Annotated in this window: 13 protein-coding genes; 3 read left to right on the top strand and 10 right to left on the bottom strand. The window is 36.9% G+C overall.

Annotated elements, in window-relative coordinates; genetic code table 11:
* Positions 1 to 175: 175 nt before the first annotated feature.
* Together V4B18_RS04260 and glnA are read left to right on the top strand one after the other, a co-directional pair.
* Positions 176 to 328, top strand: a complete 153-nt coding sequence (locus V4B18_RS04260) for a P-II family nitrogen regulator (RefSeq protein WP_455476528.1) — start codon at positions 176 to 178, stop codon at positions 326 to 328.
* A 56-nt stretch (positions 329 to 384) separates the two neighbouring features.
* A complete protein-coding gene (gene glnA / locus V4B18_RS04255) occupies positions 385 to 1,794 on the top strand; it encodes a type I glutamate--ammonia ligase (protein WP_455475240.1) in 1,410 nt (469 codons plus the stop codon).
* Between the two features lie 646 nt (positions 1,795 to 2,440).
* Here glnA and V4B18_RS04250 read toward each other — a convergent pair.
* Positions 2,441 to 3,223: an ATP12 family chaperone protein gene (locus V4B18_RS04250; RefSeq protein ID WP_455475239.1), complete on the bottom strand. Its 783-nt coding sequence runs from the start codon at positions 3,221 to 3,223 to the stop codon at positions 2,441 to 2,443.
* A gap of 211 nt (positions 3,224 to 3,434) precedes the next feature.
* Positions 3,435 to 4,418 (bottom strand): RluA family pseudouridine synthase, encoded by a 984-nt coding sequence (locus V4B18_RS04245; protein ID WP_455475238.1) that lies wholly within the window; start codon positions 4,416 to 4,418, stop codon positions 3,435 to 3,437.
* A gap of 221 nt (positions 4,419 to 4,639) precedes the next feature.
* Here V4B18_RS04245 and V4B18_RS04240 point away from each other — a divergent pair, with 221 nt between their 5' ends.
* Positions 4,640 to 6,421 carry a glucan ABC transporter ATP-binding protein/ permease gene (locus V4B18_RS04240; protein WP_455475237.1) on the top strand — a complete coding sequence of 594 codons (1,782 nt, stop codon included), beginning with the start codon at positions 4,640 to 4,642 and terminating at the stop codon, positions 6,419 to 6,421.
* A gap of 93 nt (positions 6,422 to 6,514) precedes the next feature.
* On the opposite strand, the gene alaS is transcribed toward V4B18_RS04240, so the two are convergent.
* The 8 genes from alaS to rpsM form a co-directional block, all read right to left on the bottom strand.
* Positions 6,515 to 9,184, bottom strand: coding sequence for an alanine--tRNA ligase (alaS, locus tag V4B18_RS04235; protein WP_455475236.1), 2,670 nt, complete (start codon positions 9,182 to 9,184; stop codon positions 6,515 to 6,517).
* A gap of 201 nt (positions 9,185 to 9,385) precedes the next feature.
* On the bottom strand, positions 9,386 to 10,429 hold the full coding sequence (gene recA, locus V4B18_RS04230; RefSeq protein WP_455475235.1) for a recombinase RecA: 1,044 nt from the start codon (positions 10,427 to 10,429) through the stop codon (positions 9,386 to 9,388).
* Between the two features lie 583 nt (positions 10,430 to 11,012).
* On the bottom strand, positions 11,013 to 12,326 hold the full coding sequence (locus V4B18_RS04225; protein ID WP_455475234.1) for a replication-associated recombination protein A: 1,314 nt from the start codon (positions 12,324 to 12,326) through the stop codon (positions 11,013 to 11,015).
* A gap of 7 nt (positions 12,327 to 12,333) precedes the next feature.
* Positions 12,334 to 13,728: a DegQ family serine endoprotease gene (locus V4B18_RS04220; RefSeq protein ID WP_455475233.1), complete on the bottom strand. Its 1,395-nt coding sequence runs from the start codon at positions 13,726 to 13,728 to the stop codon at positions 12,334 to 12,336.
* A gap of 266 nt (positions 13,729 to 13,994) precedes the next feature.
* Positions 13,995 to 14,420 carry a 50S ribosomal protein L17 gene (gene rplQ / locus V4B18_RS04215; RefSeq protein WP_455475232.1) on the bottom strand — a complete coding sequence of 142 codons (426 nt, stop codon included), beginning with the start codon at positions 14,418 to 14,420 and terminating at the stop codon, positions 13,995 to 13,997.
* 25 nt (positions 14,421 to 14,445) lie between these two features.
* The gene (locus V4B18_RS04210; protein ID WP_455475231.1) at positions 14,446 to 15,459 is read right to left on the bottom strand and encodes a DNA-directed RNA polymerase subunit alpha; all 1,014 of its coding nucleotides are present in this window, start codon (positions 15,457 to 15,459) and stop codon (positions 14,446 to 14,448) included.
* Positions 15,460 to 15,554: 95 nt separating this feature from the next.
* Complete coding sequence (gene rpsK, locus V4B18_RS04205) at positions 15,555 to 15,944, bottom strand: 30S ribosomal protein S11 (protein ID WP_336276728.1); 390 nt, start codon at positions 15,942 to 15,944, stop codon at positions 15,555 to 15,557.
* A 125-nt stretch (positions 15,945 to 16,069) separates the two neighbouring features.
* Positions 16,070 to 16,438, bottom strand: coding sequence for a 30S ribosomal protein S13 (gene rpsM, locus V4B18_RS04200; protein ID WP_455475230.1), 369 nt, complete (start codon positions 16,436 to 16,438; stop codon positions 16,070 to 16,072).
* Positions 16,439 to 16,580 lie beyond the last annotated feature (142 nt).

The following is a 16,580-nucleotide window of genomic DNA, read 5'->3' as shown; positions in this document are numbered from 1 at the left end:
TATAATGCGACCTAAAGAGGTAAAATAATGTTGGAGACAATTTCAGTATGAAAAAAATTGAATTACAGGATATTCCCATAACAGAGATAAAGGATTGTGATCTTCAAAAAGAACATAGAGAACTCTATTACAGCGTTAATGTGTTGTTGATTTTCTCACTAAAGTAAAAGCAGAAATTGTTATTGCCAACAAAAAATTAGAACAAATCATTAATGCAATTCTTAAAGCAGCTAAAACAAAACATATCGGAAATAGAAAAATATTCGTTTTCCCCATTGATGAGGTCATTCGTATCAGCATTCGCGAATCTGGAAATGACGCTCTCTAACATTCGCAAATTTTTTTACCTTTTTTATCCACATCAATCCAATAAGGAAATGGAATATGATAACCGCATCAGATATTCTTAAACAGATTGCAGATAATGACATATGTTTTGTCGATCTACGCTTTACCGATCCACGGGGGAAACTGCATCACATAACAATGGATGTTATAGAAATTAATGAAGATACATTCACTGATGGTATTATGTTTGATGGATCTTCAATTTCTGGATGGAAAACAGTTCATGAATCTGACATGGTGTTATTGCCAGATCCAAAAACAGCACATGTTGATCCTTTTTTTGCTCAATCTACTTTAGTTATGTTTTGTGATGTTCTCGATCCTGTTTCTAGAGGACTTTATTGCAGAGATCCTCGTTCTATCGCCAAGAGAGCTGAAGCTTATATGAAAGCTTTAGGTATCGGAGACACAATCAATATAGGTCCAGAAGCAGAATTTTTTATCTTTGATGATGTGCGCTACAAAATTGATCCTTACAATACAGGATTTAAGCTTGATTCAAATGAACTTCCATCGAACGATGATACTGAATACAAAATAGGAAATCTTGGGCACCGCCCACGAATAAAAGGTGGTTATGTTCCTGTTCCCCCAATAGACTCATGCCAAGACATGCGCTCAGAAATGCTCACAACATTAAAAGGTATGGGCATCCGCGTTGAAAAGCATCACCATGAAGTAGCTGCAGCGCAACATGAATTGGGCATTCGTTTTGATACTTTAGTTCGCGAAGCTGATAATATGCAAATTTTTAAATACGTTGTGCATCAAATAGCAAATAGTTACGGAAAAACAGCAACTTTTATGCCAAAACCTGTTTTTGGTGACAACGGCTCAGGTATGCATGTACACATGTCCATTTGGAAAGATGGTAAACCAACTTTTGCAGGAAATGAATATGCTGGATTATCAAAAACCTGTCTCTTTTTTATCGGTGGTATTATTAAACATGCAAAAGCACTCAATGCCTTCACCAATCCATCTACAAATTCTTATAAACGTTTGGTTTCCGGTTATGAAGCTCCTGTTCTTCTTGCTTATTCTGCACGCAATCGCTCTGCATCCTGCCGCATTCCAATGAGTTCTTCGCCAAATTCAAAACGTGTAGAAATTCGTTTTCCAGATCCAACAGCAAATCCATATTTAGCTTTTGCAGCACTCTTAATGGCTGGTCTTGATGGCATCAAAGACAAAATCCATCCTGGGCACGCCATGGATAAAGATCTTTATGACCTTCCTCCCAAAGAGCTCAAAGAAATTCCAACAGTTTCAAGAAGTCTGCGTGAAGCGCTTGAAGCACTTGATAAAGACAGAAATTTTCTGAAAGCTGGTGATGTTTTTGATGATGATCAAATTAATTCCTTCATTGAATTAAAAATGCAAGAAATTCTGCGTTATGAAACAACCCCACATCCCATCGAATTTGATATGTACTATTCTGTTTAAAGAATAGCTTATTCTTTTCAATTTAGAAATGGAGGTTAAAATCTCCATTTTGTATAATACTCTTCCTCTAAAAGGAATACAATATACTCTTGCCTTATACATTTAGCTAGAATCTAACTAAATCCATTACTAAAATTTCTAGTGCTGCTAATTTGTCCCCTGTTCCTTATCTCTTATGCATTTTTTATGTAGGTAGTTCAAATTTATACAATCAAAAATGAAAAATTTAGTAATGCCTTAAGCAACATCTTCTTACAGTTAAACCGCTTAAAATGCTGATTGATATGCCATCTTAATTCAGCTTTTCTTAAATTTTTAACAGCTTAACTATCAAAAAAATTTAAATAAATCACCAGAAGATCGACAAAACTATTGGAGAAAAATTATAAAATTGAAAACATTTAAATCAACCAAAAACAAAAATATGAAGATAATTTTTCCTCTATTTTATTGAACCTATAAAGTTCATAAACACAGCACAAATGCTGGAAAAAATGCCTTATTTAGACTGAAATTATTGTCATCCATTATAATAACCAGTGATACTTTATCGATGTTAATGAAAAAACAAACTTAAATAAAGCCAATAAAACATTTTAAAAACTTAGAAAAATAAATACACACGTAAGCAGAAGAAAATTTAACTTTACAAACAAGCCTTAATAATAGTAGCGGCTGCATTAAATTCTGCTTTTTTATAAGCTAAACGTTCCATTGCTTCTTTATCGGCACTCCATTGTTCCATCACCCAATTTTCATCCAAATGTGCAATATTCCAAGCATGATCTGGATCAATTTTTTTCGCAAATACAGCAAGAGCAATAAGAGCAGACCCCGTTAAGGTTGTCATCGTATGAAGTACAGCAAGTATATAAGGAGACTCTATCTTGCGTAAATAATTGCTCACTGCTTGAATAGCTTCTTGCGGTTGTTCAACATGCATAAGCCCTTCCGTCAAATTGAAACGTGAACCAAGTTTTTCTTCTGCCCAATCCAATAAAGGATCCCACTGCTCACATTGTCGTTGCACCAACTCTTTTGGTGTTTGAGCACGATAAAAGATCATATCGCATGCAACAAAACGTAACAAATCTTCAAAAACAGCTTGCATATCGTCCGCTATGCCATCGATAACAGTATTAACAATACGTGTAATCGGCATTTTTTCTGGATCAATAACTTCTTTCTGGTTTTCAAATTCCTGAGCTACTAACGCTGCAAAAGCTTCTGTTGGCACGACAAAATGACGCCTTGCCGGTGTTTTAACTGGAATTTTATCTAATAATATAGAAAATTTTTCCTCTTCACATACAATTTTTACTTCTTTATAAAATCGTTTAGGTAACCTCTTATGTAATAATTTTTGCGTTCCACTAATGGCCTTATTGTTATTTAAAGGCGTATCAAAATTATCAAAAATTTTACGCATATCATTGTACCTATTATATACTATTTTAACAAATTTATTGATTTTTCTGAAAAAATCTGCCCATATTTTTTATAAAATAAGCACAGCAGTCCTAGAAGGCATCAATGATAGTCATGCCAACAAATTTTATCAACCTTGTATAGTAAAGCTGAAATTTTCAATGGAAGAGCATTTTCGCTCATAATGAAACAGAGAATCCACATCCCTTACATTATTTTATTTCACCATCAATTTCATTAAAGGCCAAAAGATTAAAGCTTTGTACCATATGAGGTGGTAAAGGTGCAACAATATCCAATATACCTCCTGAAGGATGTGGTATCCTAATACGACGCGCATGAAGATGAAGCCGATTTTGGATGCCTCCCGGCAAATTCCAATTACTATCAGAAAAAAAATACTTTGAATCGCCAATGATGGGATGATCTATATGAGCAGCATGCACACGTAACTGATGTGTTCTACCAGTATAAGGTTCCATTTCAAGCCATGAAAGAGCTCGTCCCCGAGTATCTAAAACACGATAATAAGAAACTGCATGATTAGAATCAGGCTCTCCATGTTCACATACACGCATTTTATCACCCTGTTCAGTTGTATCTTTGACCATCCATGTTGAAATTTTATTCTGCTTTTTTTTAGGAACTCCTCGAACTAATGCCCAATAAGTCTTTTTCGTTTCCCGCGCTCTAAAAGCAGCAGTTAAAGCCTGCGCAGCTCCTCTTGACCGCGCAACAATAAGCACACCTGATGTCTCACGATCAAGACGATGAACCAAACGCGGTTTTTCACCTTTTTTATTGCGCCATACTTCAAGCATACTATCTACATGACGCGTTAAACCAGAGCCACCTTGTACAGCTAATCCCGCAGGTTTATTAAAAACAAAAATTTTTGGATCTTCATAAAGAAGCATTTTTTTCAAAATAATTTCATCATCTTGTCCATGAATATTTTTATCCGCTACAAGAAAGTTTCCCTTGTCATTAATAGGTAAAGGCGGAATGCGAACAGATTGCCCTATGAGAAGACGTGTCTCTGCTTTTACACGACCACCATCAATCCGTATCTGACCAGAACGCAACAATTTCTGTAAAGATCCAAACCCAAGTCCTGGATAATGCACCTTAAACCAACGATCTAAGCGCATTCCAGTTTCGTCTGCTTCAACCTTTTTTATTTCTACACCTACCATGACAGCTCCCTTGCTATCTAATTTGATTTATTAATTTTTGCGCTCTATCTTTACAAACACAAAGATCTACATATTATAAAGTAGAATTAACTTTATCACACCACATTACAGTTAGTATCCAAAATTGCATTTCCTTACCGTTTTAATTTTATTAGTTCAAATATTGTCACTACAATAATTGAAAACCATTATGCTTACGATAGCTATTGGAGATATCATCTGTGTCCTTATTTAAAACTTATGCTCGCGTACTTACTTATCTAAACAGAGAAAAAAATGCATCTTTTCTAATCTGTTCCGCGAATATCATATTAGCTGTTATTACGATTGCAGAACCTATTTTGTTTGGACGCGTAATTGATTCCATTGCTAATAGATCAGAGATTGTTCTTACTTTCACGGTTTGGGTATGTTTTGGTATTTTTAATATTATTGCCTACGTTCTTGTTGCTCGCGGTGCTGACCGTTTAGTACACAGACGTCGTTTAACTGTTTTAACTGAAGCGTTCGAACGTATCATCACCATGCCCTTAGTTTGGCATCAACAGCGTGGAACATCTAATACTCTCCACATACTATTGCGTGCTACAGATTCTATGTCAGCTATATGGCTTGATTTTATGCGCCAGCATCTCTCAACTCTCGTTGCGCTATTTGTTCTCATACCTACAGCTTTTAACATGAATTGGCGTCTTTCAATAGTCTTAGCTGTTCTTGCTACCATTTATATATTGATTGCGCGTTTAGTGATGCAAAAAACAAAAGATGGACAAGCTGCTGTAGAATGCTACCATCATAACCTTTTTAAACATATCAGTGATTCAATTTCTAATGTTTCTATTGTACAAAGCTACAATCGAATAAAAGAAGAAAGCTTAGCACTCCATCAACATGCAAATGATCTTCTTAAAGCACAAACCCCTGTTTTAAACTGGTGGGCTCTTGCAAGTGGCTTAAACCGAATGGCCTCTACAATTTCAATAGTATGTGTCCTTTTACTTGGAGCTTTTTTTGTGACAAAAGATCAGTTACGCGTAGGCGAAGTTGTTGCTTTTGTTGGATTTGCACAATTAATGATTAGCCGTTTAGATCAAGTTAGTAATTTTATTAATTTCGCAGTATCTTCACAAGCAAAATTACAAGAATTTTTTGAAATGGAAGATTCAACCTTTCATATAAATGAACCTAAAGATTTACCTTCCCTTCAAAATGTTAAAGGTGCAATACAATTTCACCACGTTACCTATAAATTTCCCAATTCTTCTCAAGGCGTTTTCGACATATCCTTTGAGGTTAAAATAGGCCAGACTGTTGCTATTGTAGGACCAACAGGTGCTGGTAAAACAACATTAATTAGTTTACTGCAGCGCGTATACGATCCCACGCTCGGCCATATTTCCATTGACGGAATAAACATATGTTCTATTAATCGCGAATCTTTACGGACATCTTTAGCAACAGTGTTTCAAGACGCTGGTCTTTTTGACCGCAGTATTCGCGACAATATCTTGATAGGAAAATCTACCGCAACGGATGAAGAACTTCATAAAGCTGCAAAAATGGCAGCTGCCCATGACTTTATTCTGAAAAAAAAGGATCATTATAGTACGTTAGTTGGTGAACGAGGTTCTCAATTATCAGGTGGTGAAAAGCAACGATTAGCGATTGCACGTGCAATCTTAAAAGATGCACCCATTCTCATTTTAGATGAAGCAACCAGTGCTCTTGATGTCGAGACAGAAATCAAAGTTAAAGATGCTCTTGAGAGTATAAGACAAAACCGTACCACTTTCATTATAGCACATCGCCTTTCAACAATTCGCTATGCTGATCTCATATTATTTTTAGATAATGGTCACTTAATTGAAAAAGGAAGCTTTCAGGAGTTGATCGATAAAGGCGGTTACTTCTACAAACTATTAAAAGCTGGTGGCTTCACAATTGACCAACCAACAATAGAGGACAAAAATACAACTCCTTTGCGTGAAGCTATTGCATCATAGAAGGACACTCTGCATTTTTAAAAGAACACTATCTAAATGATAAAATTTCATCTTTTAAAGGAATTTAGAAGCCTTGCAGCATCAATAATCAATTTAAAGCGATCCTTCAAGAAAAGTTTTTAATGCCGTAATAGCCTCACCAGCTTTATTCCCTTCAGGACCACCAGCCTGTGCCATATCAGAACGACCACCACCACCTTTGCCACCGAGAATCTCCGAAATAATACGAACTAAATCAACGGCATTCAATTTGTCAGTTAAATCATCAGTAACACCAACAACAGCACTTGCCTTTCCATCTTCTGAAACACTAACGAAAACAACAACTCCAGATCCAATTTGTTTTTTTCCAGAATCAACTACTGCCTTAAGATCCCGCGATGAAATATTTTCAACAATACGCCCCATAAAAGAAATGCCATTGATAATGGTAATATCTTTTTGTCCACTCCTTGAAGTTTCTCCGCTTAGCATAATTTTTTTGCGTGCATCATTTAGCTCTTTTTCAATTTTACGACGATCATCAAGTAAACCACGCACACGTTCTTCTACATTAACAGTAGAAGTTTTCAAAAGATCAGCAATTTCATGGATTCGTTCTTCTTGAAGATTAAGATAAAGACGTGCAGTTTCACCCGTTAAAGCTTCAATACGACGAACCCCAGCGGCTACAGAACTTTCAGAAATAATATGGATCAAACCAATATCTCCTGTTCTCTTCACATGAGTCCCCCCACAAAGCTCAACTGACCAACAGCTTTTTAATTCCTCTTTGTTTAATTGCTCACCCATAGAAACAACACGAACTTCATCACCATATTTTTCGCCAAATAAAGCTATTGCTCCTTCAGAAATTGCATCATCTACTGTCATGAGGCGTGTTGTCACTTCACTATTTTGCAAAACAATATCGTTTGCTAAATTCTCTATTTTTTTTAAATCTTGTGAAGAAACTGTTTTTGGATGAGAAAAATCAAACCGCAACCGATCTGGTGATACAAGAGAGCCCTTTTGTACAACATGATTTCCTAACACTTGACGTAATGCCTCATGCAATAAATGAGTAGCTGAATGATTTGCACGAATTTTTTTACGGCGAACAATATCAACGGTTAATTCTACACAATCAGACGTTTTTGCTTGACCAGATTTAACTTCTCCAATATGAACAAGAATACCATCGCCCTTTTTTTGAGTGTCACGCACCTCAAAGATAAAGTATTCACCAGAAATAATACCACAATCACCAATCTGCCCTCCAGATTCACCGTAAAAAGGTGTTTGATTAGTAACAATCATAGCTTTCTGTCCTGAAAAAATATGATCAACAACTTTGCCATCATGCAAAAGAGCTGTAATAATTCCTTCAGCTTTTTCTGTTTCATAACCTAAAAACTCTGTACCTCCCACCTGATCACGAAGAGAAAACCAGATTGCCTCTGTTCCAGATTCACCAGAACCAGACCAACTAGCACGTGCCTCTTCTTTTTGACGCTCCATCGCTTTATCAAAAGCATCAACATCAACAAATATTCCACGACGCCGAAGAACATCCTGTGTCAAGTCAAGCGGAAAACCGTACGTATCGTAGAGTTTAAAAGCAACTTCACCATTAAAATGATCTCCTTCTTTAAGATCAATACTTGCTTCATCTAATAAACTAAGCCCTCGTTCGAGAGTTTTACGAAAACGTATTTCTTCTAATTTTAAAATTTCTGAAATCAAAGATTCAGCGCGCACTAATTCAGGATAAGCTTGCCCCATTTCACGGATTAAAGCGGGCAAAAGACGCCACATCAATGGCTCTTTAACACCAAGAAGATGAGCATGACGCATAGCTCGACGCATAATACGACGTAAAACATATCCTCGCCCTTCATTAGAAGGAAGAACACCATCAGCAATCAGAAACGCAGAGGAACGAAGATGGTCAACAATGACACGATGGCTCGCAACAAAATCACCAGTTGCCTCAACACCTGTTAACTCTTGTGATGCACGAATTAATGCGCGAAAAAGATCTATGTCATAATTATCATGAACACCCTGCAAAACCGCAGCAATACGTTCTAATCCCATGCCTGTATCTATAGAAGGATGCGGTAATTCAACTCGCTCGTCCTTGCTCACCTGCTCATACTGCATAAAGACAAGATTCCAAATTTCAATAAAGCGATCACCATCTTCATCAGTACTTCCAGGCGGTCCTCCCCAAATTTTATCACCATGATCATAAAAAATTTCTGAGCAAGGACCGCAGGGACCAACATCCCCCATTGTCCAAAAATTATCAGTTGTCGCAATACGAACAATTTTTTCATTTGAAAGACCTGAAATTTTCCGCCACAATTTAGCAGCGACTTCATCAGTATGATAAACCGTTACCAACAATTTATCTTTTGGGAGACAAAACTCTTTTGTCAAAAGATTCCATGCAAAAAAAATTGCTTCTTCTTTGAAATAATCACCAAAAGAAAAATTACCTAGCATTTCAAAGAAAGTGTGATGGCGCGCTGTGTAACCAACATTATCAAGATCATTATGCTTTCCACCTGCACGAACACATTTTTGTGCAGTTGTTGCCTGCTTATAAGCAGACTGCTCAAATCCAGTAAAAATATTTTTAAACTGCACCATTCCTGCATTTGTAAACATGAGTGTAGGATCATTGCGTGGAACAAGTGGGCTAGAGGGAAGAATTTTGTGTCCATTACGATGAAAGTAGTCCAGAAAGGTTGACCGGATGCTATTAACACTATTCATATTTATACCTGCAGAATACAGAACAAAAAAATTTATTCTCAATTAAACGCTCTCTTTGCTACTCGTAGAGTCGATTTAATCAAAAATATAGATGTTTTTTCAAAAATGTTGAAAAATAAGCAATTTTATACTTTAAAATTTGAAAAAATAAAAACAGAAAAAATCTAAAATGAAAGAGTTTTACTTACACAAATAACTCCATCACATTGATTCATCGCTTTCTATATTTTCTGATCCTGCATTTTCTAACAACTCAATTGCAATTAAACCCGCATTTTGGCGCAAAGCTGTTTCAATTTCTGCTGCTATTTCTGCATGTTCACGCAAGAACTGTTTTGCATTTTCACGTCCCTGCCCTAAACGCTGAGAATTATAGGAAAACCAAGAGCCAGATTTCTCCACAATACCAACTTTGACTCCTAAATCAATCAACTCCCCTAATTTTGAAATACCTTCGCCATAGATAATATCAAACTCAACCTGTTTAAATGGAGGTGCTAATTTATTTTTCACGACTTTAACGCGCGTTTGATTGCCAATAACCATATCCCGATCTTTAATTGCTCCAATGCGACGAATGTCCAAGCGAACAGAAGCGTAGAATTTTAGAGCATTCCCACCTGTTGTCGTTTCTGGAGAACCAAACATCACTCCAATTTTCATACGAATTTGATTAATAAAGATAACCATACAGTTAGAACGAAAAATCGATGCCGTTAATTTCCGTAAAGCTTTACTCATCAATCGCGCTTGTAGCCCTGGTAAAGCATCACCCATTTCACCATCAATTTCCGCACGTGGTGTCAAAGCAGCTACCGAATCAACAACAAGCACATCAACAGCACCAGAACGGACAAGTGTTTCGGTAATCTCTAATGCTTGTTCACCAGTATCTGGTTGAGAAATAAACAAATTTTCTAAATCAACGCCAAGCTTGCGTGCGTAAATGGGATCAAGAGCATGCTCTGCATCTATAAAAGCACAGACCCCACCACTTTTTTGCGCCTCAGCAATAGCATGAAGAGCCAATGTAGTTTTTCCAGAACTTTCTGGTCCATAAATTTCAATAATACGCCCCTTCGGTAACCCACCTACACCTAAAGCTATATCTAAAGACAATGAACCTGTTGGAACTGTTTCAATTTCAATAATTTGCTCTTTTTGCCCAAGGCGCATAATAGAGCCTTTACCAAAAGAACGTTCAATTTGTGATAGAGCAGCATCTAGAGCCTTTTTTTTATCCACAATTATATCCTTATTGAGTCAAAATAATCCAATACCCAATGTACACTGTTCTCTTAACCTAGCTAAAGTCTTGAGTTTAGATTTTCACAGACTATTTCTATTTTCATTACCGTAATGTACCCACAACATCTCACTAACGCGAGTAAAAAGAAATTTTTGCTCTTTTTACAATACAAAGCACCTTTTAGTAAAAGATATAAGCTTAGCACATTTATAACTTTCCTCAAAAGAAGAAACAATTTAAATCTCAATATGCAGCTTTGGGTACACCCTTTTAATTTTTTATAAAATAAGCGTCCCTAGCTTAGGACTATTTATAACCAAAATATTTACTACAAACAAAACTATATAACGCTGTACTGAATTAACCATCTATACAATCTATACAAATTGCAACTGTACAAACATTCCTTTACAATTCAGCTTTAGAATCTTTTGATTGCATAAAAGAACAAATTTTTTGTTTTATGAAAAATAAGAAGCAGTCTAAACTGTTAATCAAATTATGATCATATCATTGAAATGAAGTTATTTCTAAAATAATGAATTTTTCTAACTAAAGCTTTATTTTAAAAATGTGTTTTTAACTACTTCGTTTTTGTCGCAATTTTTTCCACCAATCAAGGCGCTTAACAATTTCACGCTCAAAACCACGTTCTTGTGGCTGATAATAAATCTGACGTCCTAGTTTTTCAGGAAAATATTCCTGTCCTGAAAAAGCATCTGGTTCATCATGATCATAACGATAGCCATGACCATACCCTTCGTCTTTCATAAATTTTGTAGGTGCATTAAGAATATGCTTAGGGGGAGACAAAGAACCATTTTTTTGAGCACAACGCATCGCCGCCTTATAAGCAAGATATGCTGCATTTGATTTTGGTGCAGTCGCAACATAAATACATGCTTGCGCCAAAGCTAGCTCTCCTTCAGGTGATCCTAAATAATCATAAGCATCTTTTGCTGCATTACAAATAACAAGGGCTTGTGGATCCGCTAAACCAATATCTTCAATAGCCATACGAATCAATCTGCGACCAATATATAAAGGATCTTCTCCCGCATCAAACATACGTGCCAAATAATAAAGAGCAGCATCAGGATCAGAACCACGAACTGATTTATGCAATGCCGAAATGAGGTTATAGTGACCCTCTCGTCCTTTATCATAAATTGGAGCACGACGTTGAGTAATTTTTTGCAAAGCTGCAGCATCGAAAATTTCCCCTGGTCGTGCAGCACACCAAATTTCTTCTGCCAATGTCAACGCTGCCCGCGCATCACCATCAGACATTCTTACCAAAATATCTCTAGCATCATCATCCAGTGGAAGAGATTTACCTTCCAGTTCTTCGGCACGCTTCAAAAGCGCACCCAAACTTTCGTTATCATGAGGAAAAAATGTCAAAACACGTGCACGAGAAAGAAGAGCAGCATTAAGTTCAAATGAAGGATTTTCAGTTGTTGCACCTATGAGGATCACAGTACCATCTTCCATAACGGGCAAAAAACTATCCTGCTGAGCACGATTAAATCGATGAATTTCATCAACAAACAAAAGCGTTTGACATCCAGACATAAAGCGCTTCTGCGCTGCTTCAAAAATTTTCTTAAGCTCAGAAACACCAGTAAAAATAGCAGAGACTTGCTCAAAAGCAAACTTTGTTTCAAGTGCTAATAAACGTGCAACTGTTGTTTTTCCCGTTCCTGGAGGCCCCCAAAAAATCATTGAACCATATGAACCAGCAATCATCATACGTGAAAGCAATCCCTTTTCTCCAATCAGATGACTTTGTCCCGTTACATCACTAAGAGAATGAGGACGCATTCTTTCTGCTAGCGGCCGACTTTTATTAATATGAAAATCAAAAGACGAAGTAAAAAAGTCTTTACTCAAAAAAACCTCAGCGAATAAATTGACGAATATACATGCCATCACGTTCATATTCTAATTGCCAAATATGTGGACGACCTTGCATAAGAATCTTTTTTAATTGACTAACTGTTTGGATTTTTTGTCCATTAACAACACGCAAAATATCTCCCGAACGAAAAATTTCTGCAGCATTACTCATTTCATCAATATTGACAATCACAACGCCTCTTACATTCGCAGGAAGATGAAAACGTCGACTATTTTGCGGTGTTAAATCCAACACTTCAGCACCAAAAAGCGGACCTTCATTAATAATCTTCTCAGATTTTAAAAATGCAGATTCTGAAACTGGTAAAATAGTTACTTTCGCTTTAAGAATTTTTCCATTTCTCAAATACTCTAAAGTAAGACTTTGTCCTACATCAGCTGTCATTAGACGATATCCAAGAATATCAGGACTGTCAACTCGCATTCCTTGTACACTCAAAATAACATCGCCTACTTTCAAACCCGCTTTTGCAGCGGGACTATCTTTAATAACCTCAACAATAAGAGCACCGTAAGGATGTCGTAAATTTAAACTCCCTGCAATATCAGATGTAACTGCTTGAAAAGATGCCCCAATATAAGGTGGAACAAAATATTTTCCCCCACGATCAACGGTATCAAGCATTACTTTTACAAGATTTGCTGGAATAGCAAAACCGATTCCTACAGAACCACCTGAACGCGAATAGATAGCTGTATTAATCCCTATTAATTGCCCTTTCATATCAATTAAAGCTCCACCAGAATTCCCTGGATTAATGGCAGCATCTGTTTGAATAAAAAAGTCAAAATCAGAAATACCAACACTTGTACGTGCTTGCGCTGAAACAATTCCACTCGTAACTGTCTGACCAACACCAAATGGATTACCAATAGCAAGAACGAGATCACCAACTTCAACCGCATCAGAATTTCCTAAAGGAAGAGCAGGAAATTCAACATCATTTGCACTAATTTTAAGTACTGCAATGTCAGTTGCTTCATCCTTTAGCATAATTTCACTCTCAAACTCTCGCCCATCAGACAAAGCTACTTTAATTTCGTTTGCATTTTTAATGACGTGGTAATTTGTAACAATTAGACCTCGCGTATCAACAATCACTCCAGATCCTAATGACAACTGCTTACGTAAAGGTCGACGATTTTGATAACGATTAAAAAATTGTTCAAAAAATGGATCTCCCTCAAAAGGTGAACGCGCTCTAATTTGCCGAGCTGCATAAATATTTACAACAGATGGAATAGTTTTTTTAACTAAAGGAGAAAATGAAAGAGTAATTTCTGATTGTGTTTGTGGAATTTTAGCATACGCATAACAAAACCATGTTTGCGCCATAATAGTCAAAAAAAACCACACAAAAAGAAAATGTTTCATTATTCATTCCTCATAAAACTGATACATTTTTTAATAGTATAAAAAACTTTTTTCTCAGAAACTAAAAGCCTTACTAATATTAATAATTTAAAACAAAAACAACCATTTGAAAAATAGGTATTATAAAAATCAAATAATTCAATATTGTATAAAATTACGTAATTTTTTTCTTATGTGTATCTCATTTAAGTAAAATTTATTTTGAAATACAAAAAAACCGTCTTTTAAAGACGGTTTCTTAAAAAGCCAGAAGAAAAAATACTTTATTAAGAAACTTCTTTTTTCTTTACTGTATCCCCTGTACGTTCACGGTCTACAGCACCTTTCGCATCAACATCACGATCAACAAATTCTATAACAGCCATGGGTGCATTATCACCGGAACGAAATCCTGCTTTCATAATACGCAAATACCCGCCATTACGCGTTGCATAACGTGGTGCAAGCACATCAAATAATTTTGCAACCTTCTCAACATCACGAATAGCTGAAATTGCTTGCCGACGCGCGTGTAAACCTCCACGCTTGCCAAGCGTAACTAATTTTTCAACAATAGGGCGAATTTCTTTCGCTTTCGGAAGCGTCGTTACAACCTGTTCATGTTCGATTAAAGAAACCGCCATATTTGCAAACATCGCTTTACGGTGACTAGCAGTCCGGTTCAACTTACGGCCTGAATTATTATGGCGCACGAGCCTTCTCCTTAAATCCTAAATTTCAATATTGATCTTCATAGCGCTTAGCAAGATCATCAATGTTTTCAGGTGGCCACGCAGGAACTTCCATACCAAGATGAAGCCCCATACATGCCAAAACTTCCTTAATTTCATTTAACGATTTTCGCCCAAAATTTGGTGTCTTAAGCATCTCAGATTCTGTTTTTTGAATAAGATCACCAATATAAACAATATTATCATTTTTCAAACAATTTGCTGAACGAACTGAAAGCTCTAACTCATCCACTTTTTTGAGAAGCGCTGGATTAAAAGCAAGCTCAGAAGCAGATTCCTCAACAACTTCCTTTTGAGGTTCTTCAAAATTAACAAACAACGATAATTGATCCTGAAGAATACGCGCTGCAAACGCAACCGCATCTTCTCCATTAACAGCACCATTTGTTTCAACTGTTAACGTCAATTTATCATAATCCAAAACCTGACCTTCACGTGTATTCTCTACTTTATAAGATACCTTGCGAATCGGTGAATAAAGACTATCAACAGGAATAAGACCTATCGGCGCATCAGCAGAACAATTACGATCAGATGGAACATAGCCCTTCCCTGTATTAACAATAAACTCCATGCGGATTTCAGCATCTTCATCAAGAGTACAGATAACATGTTCAGGATTCAAGATTTCCATATCTCCAACAACATTTATATCTCCAGCTTTAATAATACCAGGACCTTCTTTACAAACAACAACACGCTTAGGTCCCTCTTCTTCCATACGAATAGCAATCTCTTTGATATTCAGAATAATATCTGTAACATCCTCACGAACACCTGGAATCGATGAAAATTCATGCAATACACCATCAATCTGCACAGCAGTAACCGCAGCACCACGAAGCGACGATAATAATACACGACGAAGCGCATTTCCTAATGTTAAACCAAAACCCCGTTCAAGAGGCTCTGCAACCATACTTGAAACATTTGGATTATCATGCGCATGAAATTCAACTTTATTAGGCTTTATAAGTTCCTGCCAGTTTTTCTGGATCATATTTTTATTCCCGTTCCTTCAGCTCCGCTACCATCCAATCGTAACGGACAATGTGAACATCAGAGAGAACTCTGATAATGAAAAACAATACCCAATTAAACACGCCGCCTTTTTCTTGGACGACACCCATTATGAGGAATTGGCGTTACATCGCGAATGGAAACAATTGTAAAACCGACAGACTGCAATGCACGCAGAGCTGATTCACGACCAGCCCCTGGTCCACAAACCTCAACTTCTAATGAACGCATCCCATGCTCTTGTGCTTTTTTAGCACAATCTTCTGCTGCAACCTGCGCTGCAAAAGGTGTAGACTTACGAGAACCTTTAAACCCTTGCGCACCAGCAGATGACCAAGCAATTGCATTGCCCTGCGCATCAGTAATAGTGATCATCGTATTATTAAATGTTGAATTGATATGCACGATACCTGATGAAATATTTTTGCGTTCGCGACGACGAACACGCGTGGCTTCCTTGGCCATAATCTTCCTTTCAACGATCTCTCCACCGCCGTAACACCAGCAGCTCCACCATCTTTATCCTTGTTAGAAAATTTAAACAAGAAACAGAATACCTAAAAATATAATCCTTTTTTAAAAAGATACTATTATTTTTTCTTACCAGCAATTGCCTTAGCTGGACCTTTACGCGTACGTGCGTTTGTATGTGTACGCTGCCCTCGAACCGGTAGAGAACGGCGATGCCGCAAACCACGATAGCAACCGAGATCCATTAAACGCTTAATATTCATAGCGACTTCGCGACGTAGATCACCTTCAACTTGATAGCTCTGATCTATTGCTTCACGAATCTGCAACACTTCTGCGTCTGAAAGCTCATGCACACGACGCTCCTCAGGAATACCAACCTTTTTAGTAATTTCTTGCGCAAATTTCTGTCCAATCCCGTGAATATACCGAAGCGCAATCACCACACGCTTATTTGTCGGGATATTGACGCCAGCAATACGAGCCACGCCTATTCTCCTTGATTACATTTACAACCACCCGTAAAGCACTTTATGCACCTTACAAATAACAATGGCTCAGCACAAACACGCACCAAAGCCAACCATTTTACCTAAATAAACTAAAGCAGCTTTTGATAGATTTCATTGC

This window comes from Bartonella sp. B17 (assembly GCF_053795755.1).
Note: the sequence above shows the minus strand (reverse complement) of the source record. Positions and strands in the feature narration are given on the sequence as shown.

What these genes read in the sequence shown, in the direction of transcription:
- glnA (WP_455475240.1), top strand. Translation starts at nt 385, where the DNA reads ATGATAACCGCATCAGATATTCTTAAACAGATTGCAGATAATGACATA.
- V4B18_RS04250 (WP_455475239.1), bottom strand. Translation starts at nt 3,223, where the DNA reads ATGCGTAAAATTTTTGATAATTTTGATACGCCTTTAAATAACAATAAG.
- V4B18_RS04245 (WP_455475238.1), bottom strand. Translation starts at nt 4,418, where the DNA reads ATGGTAGGTGTAGAAATAAAAAAGGTTGAAGCAGACGAAACTGGAATG.
- alaS (WP_455475236.1), bottom strand. Translation starts at nt 9,184, where the DNA reads ATGAATAGTGTTAATAGCATCCGGTCAACCTTTCTGGACTACTTTCAT.
- V4B18_RS04220 (WP_455475233.1), bottom strand. Translation starts at nt 13,728, where the DNA reads ATGAAACATTTTCTTTTTGTGTGGTTTTTTTTGACTATTATGGCGCAA.
- V4B18_RS04210 (WP_455475231.1), bottom strand. Translation starts at nt 15,459, where the DNA reads ATGATCCAGAAAAACTGGCAGGAACTTATAAAGCCTAATAAAGTTGAA.
- rpsK (WP_336276728.1), bottom strand. Translation starts at nt 15,944, where the DNA reads ATGGCCAAGGAAGCCACGCGTGTTCGTCGTCGCGAACGCAAAAATATT.